Consider the following 24058-nt stretch of genomic DNA (forward strand, 5'->3'; position numbering starts at 1 on the left):
CCTTTTTTAATATAAATTTGAAGGAATTATTCTCCTTTAAAGATTCTTACTTCTTTACCTTTACTGTAATAAATATCATCAGAAACATAATCTACATCATAGATTGGCTTATTGTTTTCTAAAATAATTTTATCTATTTCTTCCCCTGTTTCTTTATTTACTTTAATTAATAATTTTTCACCAGTTTCTCCTTTAGCAAATATTAAACTATAATTATCTGTTTCTTGCATTGCTAAATAGCGATCTTGTACAAAAGTTTGGCCAATAGATCCAGCTAAGAAACCAGCTTCTCCTATTGCTCTGGTCTTATCTCCAAATACTGAATAAGAACCTTCAGCAGTTGCTGGATTACCGTCGCTGTCTTTATATTGTGATCCCACAGTTATTTCTGCCGCAGCAACACTCCCTGCAATTTGACCTACTATAGCGGTAGTTTTTAAAAGTCTTCTGCCAAATTCGCCTGGTTGTGTATACTTGTTGTGAAAAATTACAGCACCAGTATTATCAACACCAACTACTTCGCTTTCGCCAGAAATTGAAACATTGTTAGGGAATAGCTCCATACTAGAAATCATTTTTTCATTCTTTAATTTCAGTTTAGCATAAGGCTTCGGTTTTTCTTCACTCGTTTGATTGAAACGATATAATTCTTCATCATTGAACACAATAAAATCACCTGATTTTTCATCATATTTTGCAATTGTAGGCCTTTTTTCGTTTAGCTTAAGATTGCCTTTCCAGATTTTTTTACCTGTTGTATAATCAACCATATTAGCATACGTAGCTGTTACATAAAGTACTCTATTGTTATTTGTTTTTTCTAAGAAGAAAATTGGATCTTCTTCGTCATCACAAATTTTAACATCCTTCTTCCATTTCTTTTCTCCATTTTTATCAATTAACATCATTTCGTCATCATAGACATAAAGAAAATCCTTATCGATAGAAATTACAGATTTAATCCCTTTTCCTTTAGGATCTTTTTCCCACTTCTTCTCACCTGTAGTGTAATCATAAAAATTGAAACCTTTGTAATGCGCTAAAAGCATTTTGTCTTGCCAGTCTTCAAATAAAACTAAGTATTTAGTGGTAATTGGATCTTTCCAGATTTTGTCTCCAGTTTCTGCGTTGTACAAATCAATTTCACTTTTAGTTCCAAACAATCCTTTAGTAATTACTGAGATTAATTTTTCACCATCTAAAGAAGTTCTAAAGTCAGAAATCTTATTCTCTTCATCTTTCCAAAGTAATAATCCATTTTGTTTGTTTAAAACATAAAATTTAGATTTTACTAAGACAAATATTTTATCTTCAGAATATTCCATTACATCTCTAAAACCTTGGGCATCGTTGCCTGTAAGTTTTGCTAAAGATTGCATGAAAGCTCCGTAAGTAGTGGATACTGTTGTCTTCCAAAGCATTTCTTTTTTTGATAAAGAATATTTAGCAATAATTAAGTTTTTGTCATCTAATCCCCTTAATAAAAGTGCATTTTCATCAAACAAATATTCTGCTTGAAAATATCGTTCTTTATCCTGAGATTCGAAAAGAAGATCTCCTGTGATACTATTATAAATATACAATTGATCATCAAAAAATTTTTGTACAAATGGCGTATCCTCAATGGTTACAAAATCTATAGGAATACTATTTATACCTCCTGTAGTTAAGAATTCTGAGCTAATGTTTAAAGCAGATCTTTTTGGAGCATCAATAGACCAAAGAATTTTATCATCAACAGGGCTGTAGCCATGTAGTTTTTCTCCTTCAGACACTACGGCTATTCCATTAAATGGAACAATAATTAAATCATCAACTCTGTTGTCAAAAGTTATTGTCTTGCTTGGTTCTCGCTGCCCGAATGCTAATCCTGCGTAAAGGAACAATGATAAGGGTACTAATTTAAATTTCATAAAATGGTTTTAGGTTATTTTAAGGTAATTTCTTCAATATAGTAACTATATTCTAAACTCAAAGTTTTTTGTTTTATTTCATAGAATATAAGCTAATTATTTTAGAAACTCTTACACTAGTAATAGGTGTGAAGAAGATATAACAATCATTATCTTCGTTTAAAACTTAATATGATGATTGTATTTACACAAGTGATTGGTGCTCTTTATGGGATGCTTGCAGTGCTATTTGGTGCTTTTGGTGCGCATGCCTTAAAAAAAATATTTTCTGAAGAACAATTGAAGAGTTTTGAAACGGGCGTTAAATACCAAATGTACCACGCCATTGTTTTGCTTGTAGTAGGGTTTAATTTTGATTTTTCTAGTGGTATAGAACGGTATGTTGTGTATTGTTTTAGTATTGGTACGTTGCTATTTTCTTTTAGTATCTACGGCCTTTGCTTAAGTGCTGCTAAGAACAAAAAGATAAAAATACTAGGGCCTATTACGCCTCTTGGGGGCTTATTTTTGGTAATAGGCTGGGGGTTACTTCTTTTCTCCTTCCTGGATTAAAACATTCAATTTAAAAGACAAAGCGATACGTGGCTTTTAATAAAAAATATTATTCCTCTTCTTGGTACCCTTTCGGTCGTTTCCAACGAATAGGAGCTTTTGGTTCAGGCTTCATTTTAAACTCTTGCGTTTCTAATAATCTGAGGGCTTCTTCAATACCTTTTTCTAGCTGCGGATCTTTTCCTTGTAGTACAAGTTTTGGTTCTTGAATAACTTCAATATCTGGAGCAATTCCATCTCCTTCTACGGCCCATTCTCCATCAATATCATAAAAGCCACCTCTTGGCGCAACCATTCTACCTCCATCTATAAATGGTGGTGTATCCCATGTACCTACTAAACCACCCCAAGTTCTAGTCCCTACTAAAGGCCCTACTTTTTTCATATGAAACATATAGGGCAATAAATCACCTCCAGAACCAGAACGCTCATTGATCAGCATTACCTTTGGTCCCCAGATGCCGGCGGCTGGCGATGTCCATGGTCTATTACCTTCTGTTTTACTATTAAAATAACCATAAGGTTCTCTCGTCATAATATCAATCATATAATCGGCAGCAGAACCACCACCATTATTGCGTTCATCAATAATGACTCCTTTTTTATCTTGTTGAGAAAAATAGTACCGGTTAAAAGCTTCATAGCCTCCATTTCCGGTATTAGGAACATAAACATAAGCGAGTTTACCACTAGAAAGTTCATCAACTTTGCGTCTGTTACCTTCAATCCAATCGTAGGTTCTTAAACCTCGTTCACTGCTGATAGGTTTTACTAAAATTTCTTTTCCACCAGAACTAGCAGAATTGTTAATTGTTAGTCTTGTCTCTCTTCCGGCAGTTTGTTCTAATAATACAAATGGATTTACAGTTGCTTTGAGAGGTTTACCATTAATTGCAGTAATATAGTCTCCTACTTTTACTTCCAGACCCGGTTGTGCCAATGGTGCATATAAATCAGGATTCCAATTTTCTCCATTATAAATTTTTGAAATTTTATAATATCCATTTTCAATTGTAAAATCGCAGCCTAAAAGTCCAACGGGCACAAGCTCAACATTAGGCATGTCTCCTCCTGAAACATACGAGTGACCGATCGAGATTTCACCACTCATGATGTCTACAACATAATTTAAATCTGCCCTGTGACGTACATGTTTAATCCATGGGGAATACCACTCATAAATAGTTTCCCAGGGTGCACCATGTGTATTATTAACATAAAGAAAATCTCTCATATAGCGCCAACCTTCTTTAAATATTTGCTCATACTCAGCTGTTGGATCTATTTTGATTTTAAAGTTTATAGGCACATTATCTTTACTTACATCTGGTTTAGAACCAGTTTCCGAAAGCAACCAAGAATTAGAAGTGTTAATTAACATATGCTTACGATCATTAGAAACAATTAGTTCATTGACATTTAAAGCATATTCTTCGGCCTCCATTTTTTCAATATTATATTTGTGAAGTGTAAGACCATCTTGATTGGAAACATATTCCGTAATAAATAAAACATTTTTTGGACCTTTTGCCAAGCTCGTATAATTTCTATCTTCTAATTTTAACGCTACAATTCTATTATAAATACCGTCAGCATCAATTTTTACAATAACTTTTGGCGTTTTAGTTTCTTCCTTTTTCTTGTTTTTAGAGGTTGAGTTAACTGAGGTAGAATCTTTATCTGCACCCTCTTCATCAGTTTTTGGTAAATTAGGAGCTTTTATGTCTTTTGATAGGACGATAGTATATAGGCTTCTAGTAACGTTAGTATCATAAGAACTCATATCTAACCACCCAGACTGTAAGCCATAGTTTGTACTTGCTAAAAAGTATAAATAGGAACCGGACTCATCCCAAATGGGACTTATAGCATCCGCTAGTCCATCTGTTAATTGAATTGTTTCTTTCGTTGTGTTATTATAAGCGAAAATTGCTTTGTAATTATTGACTAATTGTTTTGGGAAAGCAATCCATTGACTATCTGGAGACCAAGTAGGATTCATGGTTCTGGTAGGATGCGCATAAGAATCAGTAGCTACCTTTTCTGCTTTTCCGGTCATCAAATTAATGATCCAAATGTTGTAATCAGTATCAGAATATGCGATGTTTTTACCATCTGGAGACCAATCTGGCTTAAAATAAAAAGTATTATTAGGTAATTTATAGCTCTTTTTCTGTTCACCATCTTGATTGGCGATTACTAACTGATATTCTCCAGTGGCATCAGAGAACCATGCAATCTTATCTCCTTGGGGAGACCAAACTGGTGCACGATCTGCTATTCCTGAAGTCTTCGTTATATTTTTCCAAGTACCATTTTCTTTAGGAACAGTAAAAATGTCTCCTCGGTGTTCAAATACAGCTCTCTTACCCGTTGGTGAAATATTTGGATTCGTTAATTGCTTAGCGGTAACATTTTCCCACCGCGGTCTTGCAAAATTCATATCACCTTTTACAGTTATAGCAAGCTGGTTTGTTGCCCCCGTTTCTGGGTTTACAAGGTGTAAATACCCTCCTTGTTCATAAACAATAGAATTATGATTTGCGTCTAAGCTTTTTACGTCAAATTTTTTGTGAAAAGTAATTTGTTTTTCTTCTTTGGTGATAGGGTCAAAAGACCAAATGTTACTAGCGTAATCACGTTCAGATAAGTAAAAAACTTTTGAATCTTGCCACACAGGGTATAAATGACGCTCTTGGGTAGGTTGTGGTGTTGTAATTAATTCTTTGGTATCCATATTTACAATCCAAATGGGCATTGCCTGCCCTCCTCGATAATTTCTCCATTCAGGATCCCAAGAGGTGATAGGGGTATACGCAATATATTTTCCGTTTTTAGAAAATTCTCCATAAGCAGCTCTAGGGATATCAATAGCTGTAGGGAAACTACCAGCGGCAGAAACTTTGTATAATTTATTCGTAACTGTAGGCTTACTTTCTCTTCCGGAGCGAAATAAAACTTCACCATCAGGGGTCCAGCCTTCTACAAAATCAGCAGATGGATGATATGTTAGTCTTTTAGGTTCTCCCCCTGTCGCTGGAATAATATATACGTCAACATTTCCATCATACTCTCCGGTAAAAGCAATTGTCTTACCGTCTTTAGAAAAATGTGGATTGGATTCATACCCTTCATTGCTAGTCAGCCGTATAGCTTCCCCTCCACTTAAGGGGGTTTTCCACAAGTCATTTGCGTATACAAAGACTATTTCTGTATCAGAAATTGTGGGTTGTCTTAATAGTTGAGTTCCTTGGGCGTTTACAAACAAAGTGGCTAGTAAAAAGCTAATCGAAAAGAAGAATTTCATAGAGAGTTAGTTTAATATCATTTTAAACGAAGCAAAGAATAGGGTGTCAATATTCCTATCTAATTCTTTTTAGGAATTCCCCGTTAACCTCTTTTAATTTGAGTCCTGAAAGTATTAAATTTTTATTGCATCTACAATTCTAAAATTTTATTTAACTCTCACTTGTTTGTGGGTTTTAAATGGGATACTTATTTAAAAACCTACGGTTTAAAAGACAAAGCGGTATGTGGCTTTCAATAGAAAAATATTTTTTGGCTGTAAATTGCCAAATAAGTTTTCATCTAAAGTTGCAAATAACCCATCATTAGGGTTGCCACTGCTGGAGAGGTCTTGTGACCATACTAAAAATATTTCTGAACCAGGCTTATACTCCCAACGTACCACGAGGTTAGATCTAAATTGGGTAAAAGAAAAGTCTGGATTGTCAAAGCTGTAATCCGGTGAGCCATCCATATCTTCATCAATACTATAGCTACTGTCGGTAAAAGAAACTTGATTTGGAGTGTATGATGTTATTCTATCTTCAAAATTTTTAGCTAATGGGTCTGCTATTTGTTTAAAATTAGAATACACTCCATTAGAGATAAATGGTTGCCCCCAATATTGTATAGATAAATTAGGATTTATAGTGTAATTTAAACGTAAAGACATACTTAGCGTTTCTTGTCTTACTGTTCCGTTAATGTATTTAGTACTGCCTTCATGAACAATATTGTCTACAAACTGTAATTGGTCTTTATTGGTGCCGTAACTAGGATAAGCAGAAATGCTTAGGGCGTTAATTGGTTGGTATTTTAAGCCAAATTCAATATCATAATTCTTATAGGAATTATCCGTCCCTTTTGTTCCAGATTGAAAAATACTGAATTGTAATTTTTTTCTGCCATCAGATTCTATCCCATTAGAAAAACTTATTTCTGATGATTTTCTTAGTCTTGGTCCACCTCTTAAAGCAAAATTATCATATTGCGTAGGTGTATAATTGAAGCTTGCATTGGAGAACCAGTTATTTTTCCAGTTTTGCCAACTATTGGTATTAAACCGTAAGTTATTGTGGTTGCCGCCAAAATCCCATACACTCCAGTGGTTGTAATTTATACCTACTTTTCTAAAAGTATTGTCTGGTTTTAGTGTTTGGTACCCTACCCAGGTATACAGTCTTATATCGTCTGCTTGTCTTTGAAACCCTAGGTCGTTAAGTTCCAACTCAGGAGAACGCCATGTAGCCCCCGTTTCAAACTTCCAATGGCCATTGCCCACTTTTCCTAGTTGCATATTACCACCCGTTCCTGTTAATGCAGTTGCATCTTCATCTACAGTTAAATAACTCGTAGCTGCACGTTGAAATAGATGTGTTATAGACTCTTGTGTGCGTGTTATAGCTTCTTTGCTCCCAGTAACGTGACTAAAAAGTATATTGCCAGCAACATACCAATCACGATCATTCCATTGGTGTTTAAAATCAAAACCTCCAGTGTAGGCTGCCTCATGAAGAAAATTTAAATTATCGGGTAAGTTGTTTCTATTTGTTGCCGTAAACATACCGCCAACAAAGGTATTTCTCTTGTTAAAATCTTTCTGTAATCTACCTACAAAATAGTTGGTTAATGGTTCTACAAGTTCTTTTCTACGATCTCCCGCATTATCAATAATGGCATATTTTTTAGCGGTTACACTTTCTAAAACGCCAATAGACCATCCGTCTTTTGTTTTTCCGCTAAACTTAGCGGCACCTATAATTTCAGTGTTTTCTGGGTGATTTACGAACTCCCCATCCAATGTATTAGGATATCCTTGCGGACTTCTTCCTATGCGTCTGGAATAAAATACGTTATCAGAGCCAAAGGTATTTCCTGCTTCTGATCGCGATACACGGTAATCGAAAATATTTTTGTTTTCTACAAAAAACGGACGCTGTTCTTCAAAGAATATCTGAAAACCATCTAAGGCAATTGCAGAAGGATCTGCTTCTACCTGTCCAAAATCAGGATTAATGGTTAAGTCTAACGTAAGATCATTCGTAATACCAATTTTCGCATCTAACCCACCTGTAAATTTGGTGTCCTTACCTTTTTTAAATGGGTTGTCAGGCTCTGCTTCATAGGTTTCAAATTTGGCTATTGTATACGGTTGAATTTCTAACTGTTTTTGAGGTTCAATATTTAATAACCCTTTTAAGATACCAAACTCACTGGTCCATCCAGGAGTGTCTTGTGGTACTCTTTGCCATATAGAACGCTCTTCTTCTCTAAAGAGCTTTCTCATTAATTGTAAACCCCATTCTTGCTCCTCCGATTTGCCAAACTTTAATTGACTCAGTGGAATTTTCATCTCTGCAGACCATCCTTCTAAATCAATACTCGTTTTTGTATACCAAATAGGGTTCCAGCTTTCATCGGAATCATTGCCATTATTAGAAGAAAATTCATCGCCTTTAACACCTGCAGCAGTTACTATAAAATTAAACGATGTTCGTTTGTCATTATAGCTATCAAAAAAAATACCCACCCAATCTCCTTCAAATCCGTCTCTGCGAGAAAGTCTTTTTACAATTTTATCAGATTCATTATCCAAACACCGAATGGCAACATAGATGTAATTTTTGTCGTAAACTATTTTAAATTTAGTTTGATGATTAGGCGCTGTGTTTTCATCGGGTTGTTGTTCAATAAACTCACTATCCCAAGTAACCGTATTCCATGCTACTTCATCTATGACGCCATCAATTGTAAGCGTATGATCATCAGCTAAAGCTTTGGTTGTATATACGCGTTTAGGTACTACTGAAGTAGAATCTTGTGCTTTGGTTTGTAGGTGCGCAAAAACGATTAGAATAATACTTAAAATAGTGGCTCTCATAATTGGTGGATATATATGAAAGACTTACCGCGTTTTTAAACGTTACAGCGCACTAATTAATTTAAGATATGTTTAACGTTTTATTGTTACACTATTCTGCCTACTCCTCTTTTGCCGTATACGTTTTTATGGCTTGGTTGGGTTCAATAATGTTGTATCCTTTCCAAAACTCAGCATCATAACGTGTCAAAAAAGTTGGTGTAATTTTGTTGTCAAAACTTTTGTCCTCAAAGGTACTGTTGCTTATTTCTTCCGTATCATAAATTACAATTTCATAGGTATTGATGTTTGTCGCTGCAAAATCAAAATCTAATGATAACTCGTTTTGTCTATTTTTACCTTTAACTACTTTATTGTATTCAATTATTTTTAAAGGCCTTTTTGCACCACCCATAGCGCCATGCTCTTTTTCTATATATCTAAGGTTGTACTTATCATCTGCACCTTTATAAAATATCATTTTACCTTTATCTAGGTAGTCATTCATGAATACTCCTAGTAGTTTAAATGATTTTATCGTTTTTACATTTTCATAATCTACTCGTACTATCGCGAAATCATCGGCATTTACATAAAGAGTTCCTTTGTAATCAGCACTTCCGCTAGGTACAAAGTCTAAAACATAGACTACATCTGGACCTAAATAGGTAAGTTCGCGAATTGAAAAATCATATTTTCGAGATTTAGTTAGAAAATTAAGATTAGAGTCTTCTAAGAAAAATAAATCTTGATAAAGGGCTGCTATTTTAGACTTTCTCTCTTTTACGAAGTTTAGTTTTTGGTCTGCTTTTTGCTTTTTGTCCTCCTCTAGTTTTTTATTTAGTGCAGCCACATCGCTTGAGTCTACTTGTGTTCTAAAAAGTTCATCATTGTCAATTTTGGTACCAAATAAACCAGACTTAATTTTTAAATAGGAGTCGGGCTTTACATTGTCTTTTAAAAGCTTTTCCATGCGTTCTTCCAGCAACTCTAGATTTAGTTCACTATTCTTATCATACATTTTAGATGCCTTAATAACATCTATCTTCTGTTTTTCAGTATCGTAATTACCATAAAGATCACAGAGTACTTCCATATAATAATCATTGCTTCGGGGTGCAGAACTTATAATTTCATCAACAAATTTCTTATTGAAAGCGGCAATGGTAGATTCAAAATTTGAATAATTAGTTCTGTTTAAATATTGGTGGTAGTGCTCTCTGAAAAAGAGTCTTTTTTTGGTAAACGATTTGGTATAATTTTTAGCTACGTTATCTTTAATAAAATCAACAATTTCGTCTGCAGAATAGTTTTTGTTAGAGACTATCACGTTTTTTAATTCAATATTTTGAGGACTTAGTACTAGTATAGAGTCTTTAAATTCTCCTAAGGTAGTTTTGTATGTTTTGTAACCCATACTAGAAACAAATAAAGAATCTGTTTCTGTGTTTTTGGCATCTAGGAGAATAGTAAAACTGCCTTCCCCATTGGTGATTACGCCCATATCATCTGCAAATTGTATGGTAGCAAATGGGATTGGTTCTTGAGTGACAGAATCTATAACTCTAGCGCTTATATTTTGTGCGGAAGTATAGGATAATGAGAATAGAAAAATAAATAATAAAACAGGAGTAGTTATTTTAATCATAGTCTAGTTTTTAAGTGAGCCAAAACAAAACAAGGAATAGAAAGGCATTAAATAAGCAACTTTTTGATTTTCTTAGGAGCTATTTAATACTTATTTAACTGTTTTATGGGCTAATGATCTTAGTATGTATTAGATCATCTTCTCTAAAACAATAGACGCAACTATCTTAGGAATAGTTGCCTCAAGGAATATTTATTTTTTAACTGAAGTGTTAATGACAACCACAGTCACTTGAACCACAGCTTTTTGAGGATTGTTTTTTTGAGGTAAAAAGTCTCTTAGGTAAGAAATATTTTTTGATAACGTACCCAGCAGCTATGGCTAGAGTGGCATACATTAATACGTTTTGCAGTACGTCCATATTATTTTAATATTTGATATGCGATTAGTGATACAATATAAGCAAATGCACTCATGAAAACTAATTGAGCCATTGGCCATTTCCAGGTATTTGTTTCTTTTTTTACGACAGCAAGAGTACTTGCGCATTGCATAGCAAAAGCATAGAAAAGTAAGAGTGATATTCCAGAAGCAAGATTAAATAAAGGCTTTTGAGTTTGAGGATTAATTTCTGCTGCCATCCGGTTAGTTATCGTCTCCTCCTCATCACTACCTACACTATAAATGGTAGCTAAGGTGCCAACAAATACTTCACGGGCAGCAAAAGAGGTAAGAATAGCAATACCAATTTTCCAGTCATAGCCCAAAGGCTCTACAATAGGAGTAATGGCTTTACCCATATATCCCATATAAGAATTCTCTAACTTATAACTAGAGATTTCTTGATTCTTTGCATGCTCAAATAAATCAACTGTTTTAATAGAAATAGAATCTACTACGGCTTGTTGATTAATACGATACTTTTTCTGATGTATGCTATCATTTAACGCCTGTTCATAGCTAGCCAAATTTGTAGCAATTGCATGTTGGTTATAGTCTGATAAACCTGTAGTTTCTATTCTTTTGGTAACAATTTCTTCTGCATTAGTAAAAGCTTCAGAAGAACCATTAGATCCTAGAAACCATAAAATGATAGAGATTGCTAAGATTATTTTACCGGCACCAAATATAAAACTCTTAGTTTTTTCTATGACCGTATAGGCAACATTTTTAAATAAGGGTAGCTTATAGTTCGGCATTTCGATAACGAAAAACGATTTGCTTTTAATTTTTAATATTTTATTCAAAATCATTGCCGAAAAAATGGCAGTAAAGAACCCTAATAAGTACAATAACATTAAAGTTAATGCCTGATAGCTTAATCCAAAAAAGCTACCATCTGGAATAACAAGTGTAATGATGATTAAATACACGGGTAGTCTTGCAGAGCATGTTGTAAACGGAGTAACAAGAATGGTAATTAAGCGTTCTTTCCAATTCTCAATGGTTCTGGTTGCCATAATTGCAGGAATAGCGCATGCAGTACCAGAAATAAGAGGAACAATACTTTTACCACTTAAGCCAAAAGGGCGCATTAACTTGTCCATTAAAAATACAACCCGACTCATGTAGCCAGTTTCTTCTAAAAGTGCTATAAATAAAAACAGAAAGGCAATTTGTGGAATAAAAATAACGATACCACCAATACCTGCCAAAATACCCTCTGCTATTAAATCTGTAAATACTCCAGGCGGTAATGAATTTTTAACCCATTCACTAGCACTAGCAAAAGAGCTTTCTATAAACTCCATAGGATAGGCACTCCAAACATAAATTGCTTGAAAAATAGTAAGTAATATTAAAAAGAATATTACATACCCTAATATTTTATGTGTAAGTATTTTGTCTAAGCCAGCTCTAAGTCCTTTCGCAGCATTTAAGTCTATGCTGTGTGCTTGTTTTAGGATGCCATTTATAAATTGATACCTTAAAATAGTCTCTTTTTGTTGTAATCGCTTTAGTTCAGGTTTAGATTTGGTAACAAAAGAAGCTGCATTTTGAAAAAGTGTTTTTTCAATAGGCATAAAATTTACGTCTTGCGTAATCACAAGCCATAACTTATAAATATCTTCTTTAGGAAACGCACTGCGTAAGCGATCAAAATATTCTGGAGCTATTACAGTTGCATCAATATTAGGTGCAATAGAAAGACTTTTATAATCGGTAATAAGATCTTTTAAGTGATCAATACCAATATTTTTTCGTGTACTAACTAAAGCTATCTTAGTATTTAATTTTTCTTCGAGTAAGGGAATGTTTAACGTAATTCCTTTTCTAGACATTCTATCGGCCATGTTGATAACCAGAATAGCCGGAATTTTTAAATCTTTTATCTGTGTGAATAATAATAGATTCCGCTTCAAATTTTCAACGTCTGCTATAACAACTGCAACATCTGGAAAATCTTTATCGTTCTTATTCAGTAGTAATTCTACCGCAACACTTTCATCAAGGGAAGTTGTGTTTAAACTATAGGTGCCGGGTAAATCTATAATATGTGCTTTTACCCCACGAGGTAGTTTACAAACACCTTCTTTTTTTTCAACAGTAATTCCAGGGTAGTTACCTACTTTTTGGTTTAATCCTGTTAGCTGATTAAATACTGATGTTTTTCCTGTATTAGGATTTCCTATTAGTGCTACCTTAATCTGTTTGCTCATTATAAAAAGGTAGTATTATCAATTATTTCTATTTCTATAAGCTGAGCCATTGCTCTACGGATAGCAATATGAGATCCATTTACATTAATATATATAGGATCTTTTAAAGGGGCAACCTGTACTAATTCCACTACGTTTCCTGGCAAACAGCCTAGTTCTAATAGTTTAATTGGTAAGATATCTTCGGCAAATTCTTTAATGATGCCTTGTTCTCCTCGTTTTAATTGTGCTACCGTTTTGATCAATTTTTATTTAGATTGATTTTAATTAAGAGCAAAAGTAAGGGAAAATCAATAAAATAGAGTGGTTTAAAATCATAAAATAGTCCTTTTTTAAAATTTCAAGTCTATTTGTCCTTATAGGAATCTTTTAAAATTTTTAAATCTTCTAAAAGCTTTACTATTTCCTCGGGATTAGTGCCATCGTATGTACCCCTAATTCTACGTTCTTTATCAACTAACATAAAGTTTTCCGTATGTATCATATCATATGGTCCGCCATCTCCAACAGTTTTTACAGCCATGTAGGATTTTCTGGCCAATTCATAAATCTGTTTTTTATCACCTGTAACTAAATTCCATTTTCTATCTAGTACACCTTTTTTAATTGCGTAAGCCTTTAATTGAGCAACAGAATCAATCTCTGGAGTTACGGAGTGAGAAAGTAACATTACGTCAGCATCATTTAAAATTTCTTTTTGGATGAGACCCATATTGTCAGTCATAACTGGGCAAATATTTGGGCACGTAGTAAAAATAAAATCAGCTATATAAATTTTGTCTTTGTACGTATCATTGGTAACTAGTTCTCCGTTTTGATTGGTTAGAGAAAAATCGGCAATCGTATGGTACTTTTTTACATGTAGTAATGAGGGGTCTACCAGTTCTGGATTAAAATCTGCGGGTTGGTATATAGGAAGTGTTTTTTGTGGTTGTAATGCATTATAAAACAAATACATTATAACCGCAGATAAAGAGAGAAAAACAATTCCGAATAATTTATATTTTGCAAAAAAAGACCGCATTTTTTTTATGTAAAGGTACTAAGGCTTTAGAAGCCTTTCTAATCCATATTAAAAGTTTGCTGCTAAATATTTCTTAAAAAAAATTGTCGGAATATAGTTTACTTTTTTTACACCTTGTAAAAGCTTACTTTTGCCGCTCAAAAAGTTAAATTTAGCACTAGATGGGCGTAGTTACACAGATACTTACCTTTATTTTAATAATATCAATTCTTGTTATTTTACACGAATTAGGGCATTTTCTTACCGCGAAATATTTTAAAGTTAAAGTAGAGAAATTCTATTTATTCTTTGATGTCAAATTTTCATTATTTAAAAAGAAAATAGGGGATACAGAATACGGTATTGGGTGGTTGCCATTAGGTGGTTACGTAAAAATGGCTGGCATGATAGATGAAAGCATGGATACGGAACAAATGGCAAAAGAACCGCAGCCGTGGGAGTTTCGTTCTAAACCAGCTTGGCAACGTTTAATTATTATGTTAGGCGGTGTAACCGTTAACTTCTTTCTTGCTTGGATCATTTATACTGCCCTTATTGTAACGAATGGGGATAGTTATATTCCTGCGGATAGTTTAAAATATGGAATTTTGGTAGATTCTATTGGAGAAGGTATTGGATTAAAAACTGGAGATAAAATTTTAGCTATTGATGGCGAGAAATCCAAAAAATTCACAGATGCCACGCTAGATATTTTATTAGGAGACGAGATTACAGTAGAAAGAAATGGGGAGAAAGTTACTTTCCCAGTTCCAGACGAAGGGATTAAGCAAATTTTATCTACTCAAGGGAGAGGGTTTTTGTCCTATAGACAAAAAGCACTTATAGATAGCGTTGTACCTAACTCCATTGCTGCAAAGGCAGGAATTGTATCAGGAGATCAAATTATATCGGTTAACAATAGCCCTAGTGAGTATTGGAATGATTTTACTAACGCAATTAAAGATTCTAAAGGCAAACCACTAACATTGTTGGTAAAAAGAGGTAGTCAAACCGAAAGCTTAAACTTAGTGGTACCAGAAGAAGGAATTATTGGTGTTTACTTAAATTCAGATGATTTAATAGTCACAGATGAATATAGTGTGTTTGCGGCAATACCTGCAGGTTTTAATGAAACCATTAATGTGTTGACCAAGCAAATTAAACAGTTTAAAATTCTTTTTAAGCCTAAGACAGAGGCTTATAAATCTGTTAAAGGTCCTATAGGTATTGTAGAAATGATGCCTCCAAAATGGAACTGGATGTTCTTTTGGAATTTTACGGCAATGTTCTCAGTTTGGTTGGCTTTTGTTAATTTAGTGCCAATACCAGCTTTAGACGGCGGACACGTAATGTTTTTACTTTATGAGATGATTTCAGGGAGAGCACCGAGTGAAAAAACTTTAGAGCGAGGCCAAATAATTGGTTTTGTGATAATTATGGGCTTAATGGCTATTATTTTTGGCAACGATATTTGGAATATTATCAAACGATTTTTATAATATTTTAGGGCAATTAAAAAAAAAATTAAAAATTATTTTTTTTTTGCTTGGCTAGTTTGAAAAAACATTTATATTTGCAGCCGCTAACGCGTAGAGTACACTCCTCCTTAGCTCAGCTGGTTAGAGCATCTGACTGTTAATCAGAGGGTCCTTGGTTCGAGCCCAAGAGGGGGAGCAGAGCGACAGAAAGCCTTTACAGAAATGTAAAGGCTTTTTTAGTTTTAAGATGTTGACTTTATAATATTGAATTTGTTTAGCATTCAGATGTCATTTCCATCATTAAAATTTACTATTTAACCTTTCTGTGAATATTATCTTTGATCATTTGCTCCCAATTTGTTTTATTTTAAGTTAATTAAATGAATAACTTTGAATACTATATCACCAGTAAATTTTGATTTGCTAAAATTAATCGAATGAAAATCTTAATAGCAGAAGACGAGATTGAGCTTCAGAAATCTATGGCAACATACCTCTCTCAAGATGGTAATGTTTGCGAAACAGCCTCTGATCATGAAGAAGCGTTGTATAAATTAGATGTATATGAATATGATATTGTAATACTAGATATAAACCTAGTTACAGGTAGTGGGCTAGAAGTGTTAAAGGTGCTTAAACAACAAGATAGAAATACGGCAACAATTATTATTTCTGCAAATAGTTCTTTGGATGATAAATTAGAAGGACTAGATTTAGGAGCAGATGATTATTTAATCAAACCTTTTCATTTAGCAGAATTAAATTCTCGAATAAAAGCAATCTTACGTAGAGGCAAATTTGGAGGCACAGAAACTATTGAATTTAATGAAATTTCTGTAGACACTAGAGCTAAGACGGTATTTGTTGAAGGTAGAGCACTAATATTAACTCGAAAAGAGTATGATTTAATCTTATTCTTTATTACTAATAAAAACAGAGTACTTTCCAAAGAAATTATTGCAGAACACCTATGGGGAGATCATAGTGATTTGATAGATAATTATGATTTTATATATGTTCATATTAATAACCTGCGTAAGAAATTAACAGAAGTAGGTGCAAAGTATATTAAAACAGCATATGGTAGTGGTTATAAATTTATGGAGGAATAACTTATGAAGGAAAGTAGTAAAGGTGTAAGTCTGCTTCAAAAAACTTCTAAGACTTTTCTATTGATAAGTCTTAGTTTAATGATGCTTAGTACCATTGTGCTTTATTTTTATGTGCATAAACTTTTAACAGATGAGGTAGAAGAAGAATTACGCTCAACGGAAGCGCGGATAGAAAGTGTTATTAAAAGTAATAACCCAATCTACCAATTGCCTCCTGTTGTAGAAGTTAAAAAGGGTATAGAAAAAAGAGTTGAACGGTTGAAGGACACTTTAATTTTTGACCCTTCTCAAAATGAAATTGAAGAATTTCGAGAATTAACAATTTACTCTATTATAAATGGAGAAAATTACCAGATTACCGTAAGAACATTAGTCGTAGAATCTCGTGATATTTTAATCGCTGTGATATTATCTTATTTGGTGATTATTTTATTTGTTTTTGTTTTTCTATTTTATCTAAACAAAGCAGGAAATAGAAAACTATGGGCCCCTTTTTTTATGAATTTGGCGCAAATGAAAAATTTCTCCGTGACATCAGAAACTCCCATAGCATTAATTAAAAGTGATATTTTGGAGTTCACAGATTTAAATTATGAAATAACGACACTAACGCAAAAAGTAAGGACTGATTATAAAAACTTAAAGCAGTATACGGAAGATGTTTCTCATGAAATACAAACGCCATTAGCAATAATTAAAGCGAAAATTGAAAACATCATTAACAGTGATAATCTTAATAACCTTCAATTTGAGCATCTAAATTCCATTCAGAAAGATATTCAAAGGCTTACGCAATTAAACAAAGGGTTAACCTTATTAACAAAGATTGAGAATCGGCAATTTTTAAACGCTGAGGAGTTAAGTTTTAATGATATTGTCAAGCAACGAATAGAAAATTTTTCAGAATTATTTCCTTTAGAAATTAATATCGAAGATGATGCTGCGGTATTTGTTCAAATGGACCCTTATTTAGCAGATGTGTTGTGTGATAATCTTTTATCGAATGCATTAAAATACAGCACTACAAATGAAGCTGTTCATGTCGTGTTTATCCATAAAACGTTTATCGTCTCTAATTATGGTGAAAACGCAGTTTTACATCCAGAAAAACTATTTGATCGGTTTTATAAAGAGTCAGAACATAAAAAATCTACAGGACTTGGCCTTGCCATAGTAAAAAAGATTTGTGACCTGTATGGTTTAAAAGTACAGTATCACTTTGAGAAAAATAGGCATCATTTTGTAGTGTCCTTTCCGTAGTCTATTTTATTTAGTTTTTTTGATAGGTTAGGTGTGCGTTTTAAGAAAGATGAAGAATTAGTCCTAGCTTTAAATTCTCTTAAGGATTGGATTGTATTTTCGTGATTATACATTACGAAGCTATTTTTATGATACATCTAAAGATTCTATTTCTTATTACTTTTTTTACACTTTTAAATGCTCAAGCTCAAAATAAAATAACTGTATCTGGGCAATTAATTGATGCGGAAACCATAGCTACTTTAGCATTTGCGAATGTAACTCTTCGTCATCTTGAAGATAATAACATAGTTACGGGAGCTATTACAAATGAAGAAGGCCGCTTTCTATTCGTAGATTTGCCACTCGGAAAATATAAACTCTCCTTTTCATTTATAGGATATACTACAAAAGAGCAAAACCTTATCGCGGGAGGTTTAAATACCGTGTTCAATTTGGGTAAGATTGCACTTGAACCTTCTGCAGAAGCTTTAAATGAAATAGAGGTAATTGGTAAGCAAGCAACAATTAATTCAGATTTAAATAAGAAATCATTTCGTATAGAAGACAATATTGCTCAATCTGGAGGTTCAGTTTTAGATGCTATGAAATCATTGCCAGGGGTAACCTTTGATCAAGAAGGTAAAGTGGTTTTGCGGGGTAGTGACAAAGCTATTATATTAATAGATGGCAAACAAAGCAGTTTAACGGGTTTTGGGAACCAGAAGGGCTTGGCTAATATTCCAGCCTCTAATATTGAAAGAATTGAGATTGTCAATAACCCATCGGCAAAATATGATGCTAACGGTTTTGCAGGAATTGTAAATATTATTTATAAAAAAGAAAAACAAACGGGCTTAAATGGAGATGTTGGGCTCTCTTTTGGATTAGGTGCTTTGGGTAAAAGACAAGAAGATACCAATACAGCTTTGGGGAGTTTTTCGGCCAATCCTAAATTAATCCCTAGTATCAATTTAAATTATAAAAAAGATAAGATTAATTACTTTTTTCAATCAGAATTTATTCTTCAGGAAGCCTTGCCTAATAATGAATTTACAACACGATATTACGATGATGGAAGTACCATTGTTTCACAAGTTCCCGAAAATAGAAAGCAATTTCGATCTATAATAAATGGCGGAATTGACTATGATTTGGATGCTAATAATAGTTTTACTTTTTCTGGATTATATGATCGTGAAAAGCATATAGATACAGCGCAGGTGGCTTACATAAACTTGGAAAATAATATCAGGAATCGTTTTTATACGTGGCGAGAAGAAGAAGTTACAAGATATATTAATGCAGCGGTAAGTTACCGTCATAAGTTTAAGGAAATAGGACATACACTATCGGCCAATGCACAATATACTCAAGGGCTAGAAGATGAAACTTATTCTTTGAACGATAGTTCTGAAGTACGTGTTGGTCAAGATAAAACAAATATTAAGGCTATTGAAAATACTACGAGCATCGCCGCAGATTATGTAAAACCACTAGCTTCTGGTCGCGTGGAATTCGGTGCAAAAATGCGTATCCGTAAGTTGCCAGTAGACTATACAATTACACCAGGAAATGAATCTATTATTTATCCAGGCTTAGGTACTTTTTCTGATTGGGGAGAGAACCTCTATGCGGGTTATGCAAATTATCTTCTAGAGCAAGATAGTTATGATGTTGAAGCTGGACTAAGGGCGGAGCAAACTAATGTTTTTTATGATTTAGATCCCATAAATCAATATTATCCGAATAATGACTCCTACGATTATTTTGAATTATTCCCTAGTGTGCGTTTTACCTATAAAGTTAATAGTGCTAATAAAATTTCAGCTTTTTATAACCGCAGAATAGATCGTCCTGGCGAGCCAGAACTTCGTATTTTTCCTAAATATGATGACCCAGAATTGCTGAAAGTTGGTAATCCATATTTGCGACCGCAGTTTACAGATGCCATAGAAATTGCTCATAAATATTCATGGCATACTGGTTCTTTATTTACGGCTCTTTATCATAAAATGATAAAAGACCAATATATGCGCATTTATAGTATAGACGACTCAAATCCTTCGTATGCTATTGTCAATAAAATCTATCAAAATACAGGAAGTGCTACAAATACGGGGGTAGAATTGTTGGCGAGCCAAGACCTTACGAGTAATTGGAAGGTGTCTTCAACATTTAATTGGTATGCTAATGCTGTTGATGCTTATCAGGGTCAATTGTATTTTCCTTATGAGCGTACTTTTCAAATTAAAAAATCAACAGCAAATGCTTGGGACCTTAAAATCAATACAGATATTAGTCTTCCTAAAGATTATGCCATCCAATTAATAGGTGTTTATTATTCTAAGAGAAATATTCCGCAAGGAGAAGAATTAGCACGCTCGTCTGTAGATTTAGGAATCAAAAAGAGTCTTTGGAATAAAAAAGGCACTTTAACTTTTTCAGCAAGCGATATTTTTAATCGATTTGGTATTCAACAACGTATTATAGAGAATGATTTTTCGGCAGTATATCAAAACTATTTCGAGACTCAAATATTTAGATTAGGACTTAAATATAAAATTTAATAGTAGATAAGATATGAAAGAATTGAATAAAGTAGCAAAAGTTACCTTGCTTTTCTGGTTGATGAAAATTTGTGCCACAACCCTAGGCGAAACTTTAGGAGATTTTTTGGCGCAAACCTTAGGTTTAGGATATTCTGTTGGAATTTTAATTACACTTGCTTTTTTTATTTTAGTATTGGTGGTCCAGCTCCTGCAAAAAAAATATAATCCTATTTATTTTTGGTTGGTAATCATAGCAACGACTACATTAGGTACTGAAATATCTGATTTCTTAGATCGTAGTTTGCATTTAGGGTATACGTGGGGAAGTTTATTGCTGTTTTCAGGGTTAGTACTAACGCTTTATGCTTGGTATAGAAAATTTGGAAACTTAGCGGTATTCCCAATTGTAGCGCGTACTAAAGAATTGTATTACTGGGTGGCTATATTGTTTTCTAATAGTTTAGGCACTGCCTTTGGTGATTATTTAAGTGATGTAATTGGTTTTAGCTATTTAATTGGAGCAATGGTAACAGCGAGCATTATTATTCTAGTGGTTCTAGTGCATTATTTTACAAAAATTAATCAAATTCTGCTCTTCTGGATTGCTTTTGTATTTACCAGACCCTTTGGGGCAACCTTCGGAGATTTTTTAACCAAACCAGTATTAAAAGGTGGGCTAGATTTAGGAACACTATCGGCTTCAGTGGTAGCTATGGTTGTTATGGTTTTTTTAATTTTTATTGCACACCGAAAAAATGCACATTTAGAATTTTAAACTTTAAAATTTCTTTAGATTCTGATTTTACATTTGATCAAAATTATTTCAAATGGTATCAAAATTGTTTCCGGAACGGTTTACGCTTCTAAAAGTATTTATTATTTTTTTTCTTACATGTTCCTTTGTGGTTAGAGTTAGTTTTCTAATTTGGAGTTTCACAGAAGTAGATCAAGATGTATTGAGTCTGCTAAGAACTTTTGCAGTCGGGTTTCTTTTTGATTTGGTTACGGTTTCTTTTTTGGCAATACCTTACCTTATTTATTTAGTGCTTTTTCCTGTAAAATGGAATGGATCTTTAGTGGATAAAATCATAACCTATTTTGGTTTTTTCTTAGGTATTCTTGTTAGTTACTTTTCTTTTTTTGGGGAGTTTACTTTTTGGGAAGAATTTCAACGTAGATACAATTTCATAGCTGTAGATTATCTTATTTATACCTATGAGGTTTTTAAAAATATCAACGAGTCATACCCATTACCAATCTTAATTGGTTCTATGTTAATTTTGGTAGCAGGGACCATTTACTTAGTCATTAAACTAGGTGCGTTTAAGCGGGTGTTTACAAGTGAAACTAGTATTAAATTTAAATTAACAGCAATGCTTCCTTGGGCTGTCATTGTGGTAATTGCTACTTTTTTTATGCGTAGTGATCAAGCAGATTGGTCTAAAAATAGGTATAACAATGAACTGTCTAAAGCGGGGATTTATTCTTTTTTCTCTGCCTTTCAAAATAATGAATTAGCCTATTCAGAATTTTATGATACTATTCCTATTCAAAAAGCATTTTCCGAAGTAAATGAAAATTTTACGAAACACGAAGAAATGGCATTTTTTCCATCAAAAAAAGGAATCTTTAGAACAGTAAAAAACGCTGATAGTACACAAAGCCAGATAAAACCCAATGTTATTTTCATTTGTATTGAAAGTTTAAGCGGTAAGTTTTTAAGTACATTAGGGAATGATGAAAATATTACTCCCACCTTAGATGCTTTGGCTAATCAGAGTCTGTTTTTTAGTAATTTATTCGCTACAGGTACCAGAACAGTTCGTGGTATGGAAGCAATTACTTTATCTATTCCGCCTACTCCAGGACGAAGCATTGTAAAACGAAAAAATAACACCGAGCTTTTCACTATCGGCGAAGTATTTAAATCACAAGGGTATGAACGTTTCTTTTTCTACGGAGGAGATGGGTATTTTGATAATATGAATACTTACTTCGGAGGTAATGGTTTTAATATTGTAGATAGAGGGAGAGGTTTTCTCTTAGATAAAAGTATCAGAACGACCAGAACAAATATAGAAGATGATGAAGTGACTTTTGAAAACGCTTGGGGTGTTTGTGATGAAGATATTTATAATAAGGTATTAAAAGAAGCAGATAAGGCCTTTACAACAGGAAAACCTTTTTTCGATTTTGTAATGACCACTTCTAATCATAAACCATTTACATACCCAGAAGGAAAAATTGATATTCCATCTGGAACAGGACGAAATGGTGCCGTAAAATATACTGATTATGCTATAGGAGAATTTTTAAAAACAGCAAGAACTAAACCTTGGTTTAAACATACTGTATTTGTAATTATGAGTGATCATTGTGCAAGTAGTGCCGGACGTTGGGAGTTAGATGTGAGAAATTATCATATTCCGGCATTAATCTATAACCTGCCGAATATGCCAAATGCTAAAATTGATAAGTTGTGTTCTCAGATTGATGTTTTTCCTACGCTATTTGCTACCCTTAATTGGGATTATAAAACGAATCTCTTTGGGCAAAATATTCTTAAAATGAAACCTGAAGACGAGCGAGCGCTTATAGGTAACTATAGAAAATTAGGGTATTTAAAAGATAACAAAGTTCTTATTTTAGGGGATGGTCATACCGCAAATCTCTATGACTGGAATTCCGCTGATAATAGTTTAAAGGAATTACCGATGGATGATCAAGTTTTGCAAACATCAATTTCTAATTATCAAGTGGCAGATTATCTGTATCATAATGGAGGACTTAAACTTTCAAATTTAGCAAAGTGATACAAATACATTTCATAGTAAATCCTATTGCAGGTCATGGATCATCGTCCTTGAGTAAAGCCTTTTTAGAAAGCTATTTTATTGGTAGTGTACATCAAATAACGGTAAAGTATTCAGAATATAAGAAGCATGCCATTCAATTAACAAAAGAGTCTATTGAGGAGAAAGCAGCTATTATTGTAGCTTGTGGCGGAGATGGTACTATAAACGAGGTAGCATCTTGTTTGGTAGGTATAGCTATTCCTTTAGGAATAATTCCCATAGGTTCAGGAAACGGATTGGCTTCTAACCTTAAAATCCCTAAAAACTTGCGGAAGGCATTGGCTGTTATTAGGAGTAATCGGACTATTAAAATGGACGTTGGTAAGATTAATAATCGTTTCTTTTTTAGTAATACAGGTGTTGGTTTTGATGCTGAGGTTATAAAACATTATGAATCTAAAAAAAAGAGGTCCTTTCTAGGTTATGTGTATGCTTGCCTTACTTCAATTAAGAAAATTGAGCATCAAGAAACTATAGAGATAAGTTTTAATAATGAAATCCGGATCATTAATCCTTTTATTATTCTAATCTCAAATTCTAATGAAATGGGTTATCACCTGAGTCTTACGCCTAAAGCATCTTTACAAGATGGTTTATTAGATGTGTTAATTATTTCTAAGATTAATAGATTAAAAATATTTTGGCTTGGTATTCTTGTTTTAATAGGTAAGATTAATTGGCTTAATGAGGCTAAAAACTATCAAGTTAAAGCGTTGGAATTGTCAAGAAATGATCAATCTTTTTTAGAATCTCAGATAGATGGGGAATTTCATAAGCTAGAAAAGGACAGTATCAAGATTACGGTTATAGAAAAAGCTCTTTCAGTTTTAGTGCCTTCATAAAATAGTATCAGATAATGAAATGTTGTAATCTTTAAATTCTCTTTAGAATTGAAAATTACTTTTGATGAAAAAGTAAATCAGGTGTGTTTTAAAAATCAATGCTTACCTGTTTTTTATGT

15 protein-coding genes and 1 tRNA gene are annotated in these 24058 nt (G+C 33.4%); 9 read left to right on the forward strand and 7 right to left on the reverse strand.

What is annotated here, in order from left to right:
• Nucleotides 1-26 precede the first annotated feature (26 nt).
• Entirely contained in the window at nucleotides 27-1913 is a 1887-nt protein-coding gene (locus tag CELAL_RS08805; RefSeq protein ID WP_013550556.1) for an outer membrane protein assembly factor BamB family protein, read from the reverse strand.
• Nucleotides 1914-2084: 171 nt separating this feature from the next.
• On the opposite strand from CELAL_RS08805, the gene CELAL_RS08810 reads away from it, so the two are divergent.
• On the forward strand, nucleotides 2085-2465 hold the full coding sequence (locus CELAL_RS08810) for a DUF423 domain-containing protein (RefSeq protein WP_013550557.1): 381 nt from the start codon (nucleotides 2085-2087) through the stop codon (nucleotides 2463-2465).
• A 49-nt stretch (nucleotides 2466-2514) separates the two neighbouring features.
• Here CELAL_RS08810 and CELAL_RS08815 read toward each other — a convergent pair whose 3' ends face one another.
• From CELAL_RS08815 to CELAL_RS08840, 6 genes are all read right to left on the reverse strand, one after another.
• Nucleotides 2515-5772: a S41 family peptidase gene (locus CELAL_RS08815; protein WP_013550558.1), complete on the reverse strand. Its 3258-nt coding sequence runs from the start codon at nucleotides 5770-5772 to the stop codon at nucleotides 2515-2517.
• 207 nt (nucleotides 5773-5979) lie between these two features.
• The gene (locus CELAL_RS08820; protein ID WP_013550559.1) at nucleotides 5980-8631 is read right to left on the reverse strand and encodes a DUF5916 domain-containing protein; all 2652 of its coding nucleotides are present in this window, start codon (nucleotides 8629-8631) and stop codon (nucleotides 5980-5982) included.
• A 100-nt stretch (nucleotides 8632-8731) separates the two neighbouring features.
• Nucleotides 8732-10258, reverse strand: a complete 1527-nt coding sequence (locus tag CELAL_RS08825; RefSeq protein WP_013550560.1) for a carboxypeptidase-like regulatory domain-containing protein — start codon at nucleotides 10256-10258, stop codon at nucleotides 8732-8734.
• A gap of 362 nt (nucleotides 10259-10620) precedes the next feature.
• The gene (feoB, locus tag CELAL_RS08830; RefSeq protein ID WP_013550561.1) at nucleotides 10621-12858 is read right to left on the reverse strand and encodes a ferrous iron transport protein B; all 2238 of its coding nucleotides are present in this window, start codon (nucleotides 12856-12858) and stop codon (nucleotides 10621-10623) included.
• Complete coding sequence (locus tag CELAL_RS08835; RefSeq protein WP_013550562.1) at nucleotides 12858-13103, reverse strand: FeoA family protein; 246 nt, start codon at nucleotides 13101-13103, stop codon at nucleotides 12858-12860. Before CELAL_RS08835 ends, feoB begins: the two co-directional genes overlap by 1 nt.
• A 101-nt stretch (nucleotides 13104-13204) precedes the next feature.
• Nucleotides 13205-13882 carry an SCO family protein gene (locus CELAL_RS08840; RefSeq protein WP_013550563.1) on the reverse strand — a complete coding sequence of 226 codons (678 nt, stop codon included), beginning with the start codon at nucleotides 13880-13882 and terminating at the stop codon, nucleotides 13205-13207.
• A 161-nt stretch (nucleotides 13883-14043) separates the two neighbouring features.
• Between CELAL_RS08840 and rseP the strand changes: the two genes are divergently transcribed.
• The 8 genes from rseP to CELAL_RS08880 all read left to right on the forward strand — a co-directional run bounded on the left by rseP (nucleotide 14044) and on the right by CELAL_RS08880 (nucleotide 23939).
• Complete coding sequence (rseP, locus tag CELAL_RS08845; protein WP_013550564.1) at nucleotides 14044-15360, forward strand: RIP metalloprotease RseP; 1317 nt, start codon at nucleotides 14044-14046, stop codon at nucleotides 15358-15360.
• 101 nt (nucleotides 15361-15461) lie between these two features.
• A tRNA-Asn gene (locus CELAL_RS08850) sits at nucleotides 15462-15535 on the forward strand.
• Nucleotides 15536-15776: 241 nt separating this feature from the next.
• Nucleotides 15777-16451: a response regulator transcription factor gene (locus CELAL_RS08855; RefSeq protein WP_013550565.1), complete on the forward strand. Its 675-nt coding sequence runs from the start codon at nucleotides 15777-15779 to the stop codon at nucleotides 16449-16451.
• Between the two features lie 3 nt (nucleotides 16452-16454).
• Nucleotides 16455-17711, forward strand: a complete 1257-nt coding sequence (locus tag CELAL_RS08860) for a sensor histidine kinase (protein WP_013550566.1) — start codon at nucleotides 16455-16457, stop codon at nucleotides 17709-17711.
• A gap of 128 nt (nucleotides 17712-17839) precedes the next feature.
• Nucleotides 17840-20260: an outer membrane beta-barrel family protein gene (locus tag CELAL_RS08865; protein WP_013550568.1), complete on the forward strand. Its 2421-nt coding sequence runs from the start codon at nucleotides 17840-17842 to the stop codon at nucleotides 20258-20260.
• A 13-nt stretch (nucleotides 20261-20273) separates the two neighbouring features.
• Nucleotides 20274-21017: a COG4705 family protein gene (locus tag CELAL_RS08870; RefSeq protein ID WP_013550569.1), complete on the forward strand. Its 744-nt coding sequence runs from the start codon at nucleotides 20274-20276 to the stop codon at nucleotides 21015-21017.
• 52 nt (nucleotides 21018-21069) lie between these two features.
• Complete coding sequence (locus CELAL_RS08875) at nucleotides 21070-23055, forward strand: LTA synthase family protein (RefSeq protein ID WP_013550570.1); 1986 nt, start codon at nucleotides 21070-21072, stop codon at nucleotides 23053-23055.
• Nucleotides 23052-23939, forward strand: a complete 888-nt coding sequence (locus tag CELAL_RS08880; RefSeq protein WP_013550571.1) for a diacylglycerol/lipid kinase family protein — start codon at nucleotides 23052-23054, stop codon at nucleotides 23937-23939. Before CELAL_RS08875 ends, CELAL_RS08880 begins: the two co-directional genes overlap by 4 nt.
• The last annotated feature ends 119 nt before the right edge of the window (nucleotides 23940-24058 follow it).

The sequence above is a fragment of the Cellulophaga algicola DSM 14237 genome, from assembly GCF_000186265.1.
Taxonomy (GTDB): domain Bacteria; phylum Bacteroidota; class Bacteroidia; order Flavobacteriales; family Flavobacteriaceae; genus Cellulophaga; species Cellulophaga algicola.

Excerpts from the sequence above, each read along its gene's own strand:
- CELAL_RS08840 (WP_013550563.1), bottom strand. The coding sequence starts at position 13,882 with ATGCGGTCTTTTTTTGCAAAATATAAATTATTCGGAATTGTTTTTCTC.
- CELAL_RS08815 (WP_013550558.1), bottom strand. The coding sequence starts at position 5,772 with ATGAAATTCTTCTTTTCGATTAGCTTTTTACTAGCCACTTTGTTTGTA.
- CELAL_RS08855 (WP_013550565.1), top strand. The coding sequence starts at position 15,777 with ATGAAAATCTTAATAGCAGAAGACGAGATTGAGCTTCAGAAATCTATG.
- CELAL_RS08870 (WP_013550569.1), top strand. The coding sequence starts at position 20,274 with ATGAAAGAATTGAATAAAGTAGCAAAAGTTACCTTGCTTTTCTGGTTG.
- CELAL_RS08860 (WP_013550566.1), top strand. The coding sequence starts at position 16,455 with ATGAAGGAAAGTAGTAAAGGTGTAAGTCTGCTTCAAAAAACTTCTAAG.
- rseP (WP_013550564.1), top strand. The coding sequence starts at position 14,044 with ATGGGCGTAGTTACACAGATACTTACCTTTATTTTAATAATATCAATT.
- CELAL_RS08810 (WP_013550557.1), top strand. The coding sequence starts at position 2,085 with ATGATGATTGTATTTACACAAGTGATTGGTGCTCTTTATGGGATGCTT.
- feoB (WP_013550561.1), bottom strand. The coding sequence starts at position 12,858 with ATGAGCAAACAGATTAAGGTAGCACTAATAGGAAATCCTAATACAGGA.
- CELAL_RS08825 (WP_013550560.1), bottom strand. The coding sequence starts at position 10,258 with ATGATTAAAATAACTACTCCTGTTTTATTATTTATTTTTCTATTCTCA.
- CELAL_RS08820 (WP_013550559.1), bottom strand. The coding sequence starts at position 8,631 with ATGAGAGCCACTATTTTAAGTATTATTCTAATCGTTTTTGCGCACCTA.
- CELAL_RS08875 (WP_013550570.1), top strand. The coding sequence starts at position 21,070 with ATGGTATCAAAATTGTTTCCGGAACGGTTTACGCTTCTAAAAGTATTT.
- CELAL_RS08805 (WP_013550556.1), bottom strand. The coding sequence starts at position 1,913 with ATGAAATTTAAATTAGTACCCTTATCATTGTTCCTTTACGCAGGATTA.
- CELAL_RS08865 (WP_013550568.1), top strand. The coding sequence starts at position 17,840 with ATGATACATCTAAAGATTCTATTTCTTATTACTTTTTTTACACTTTTA.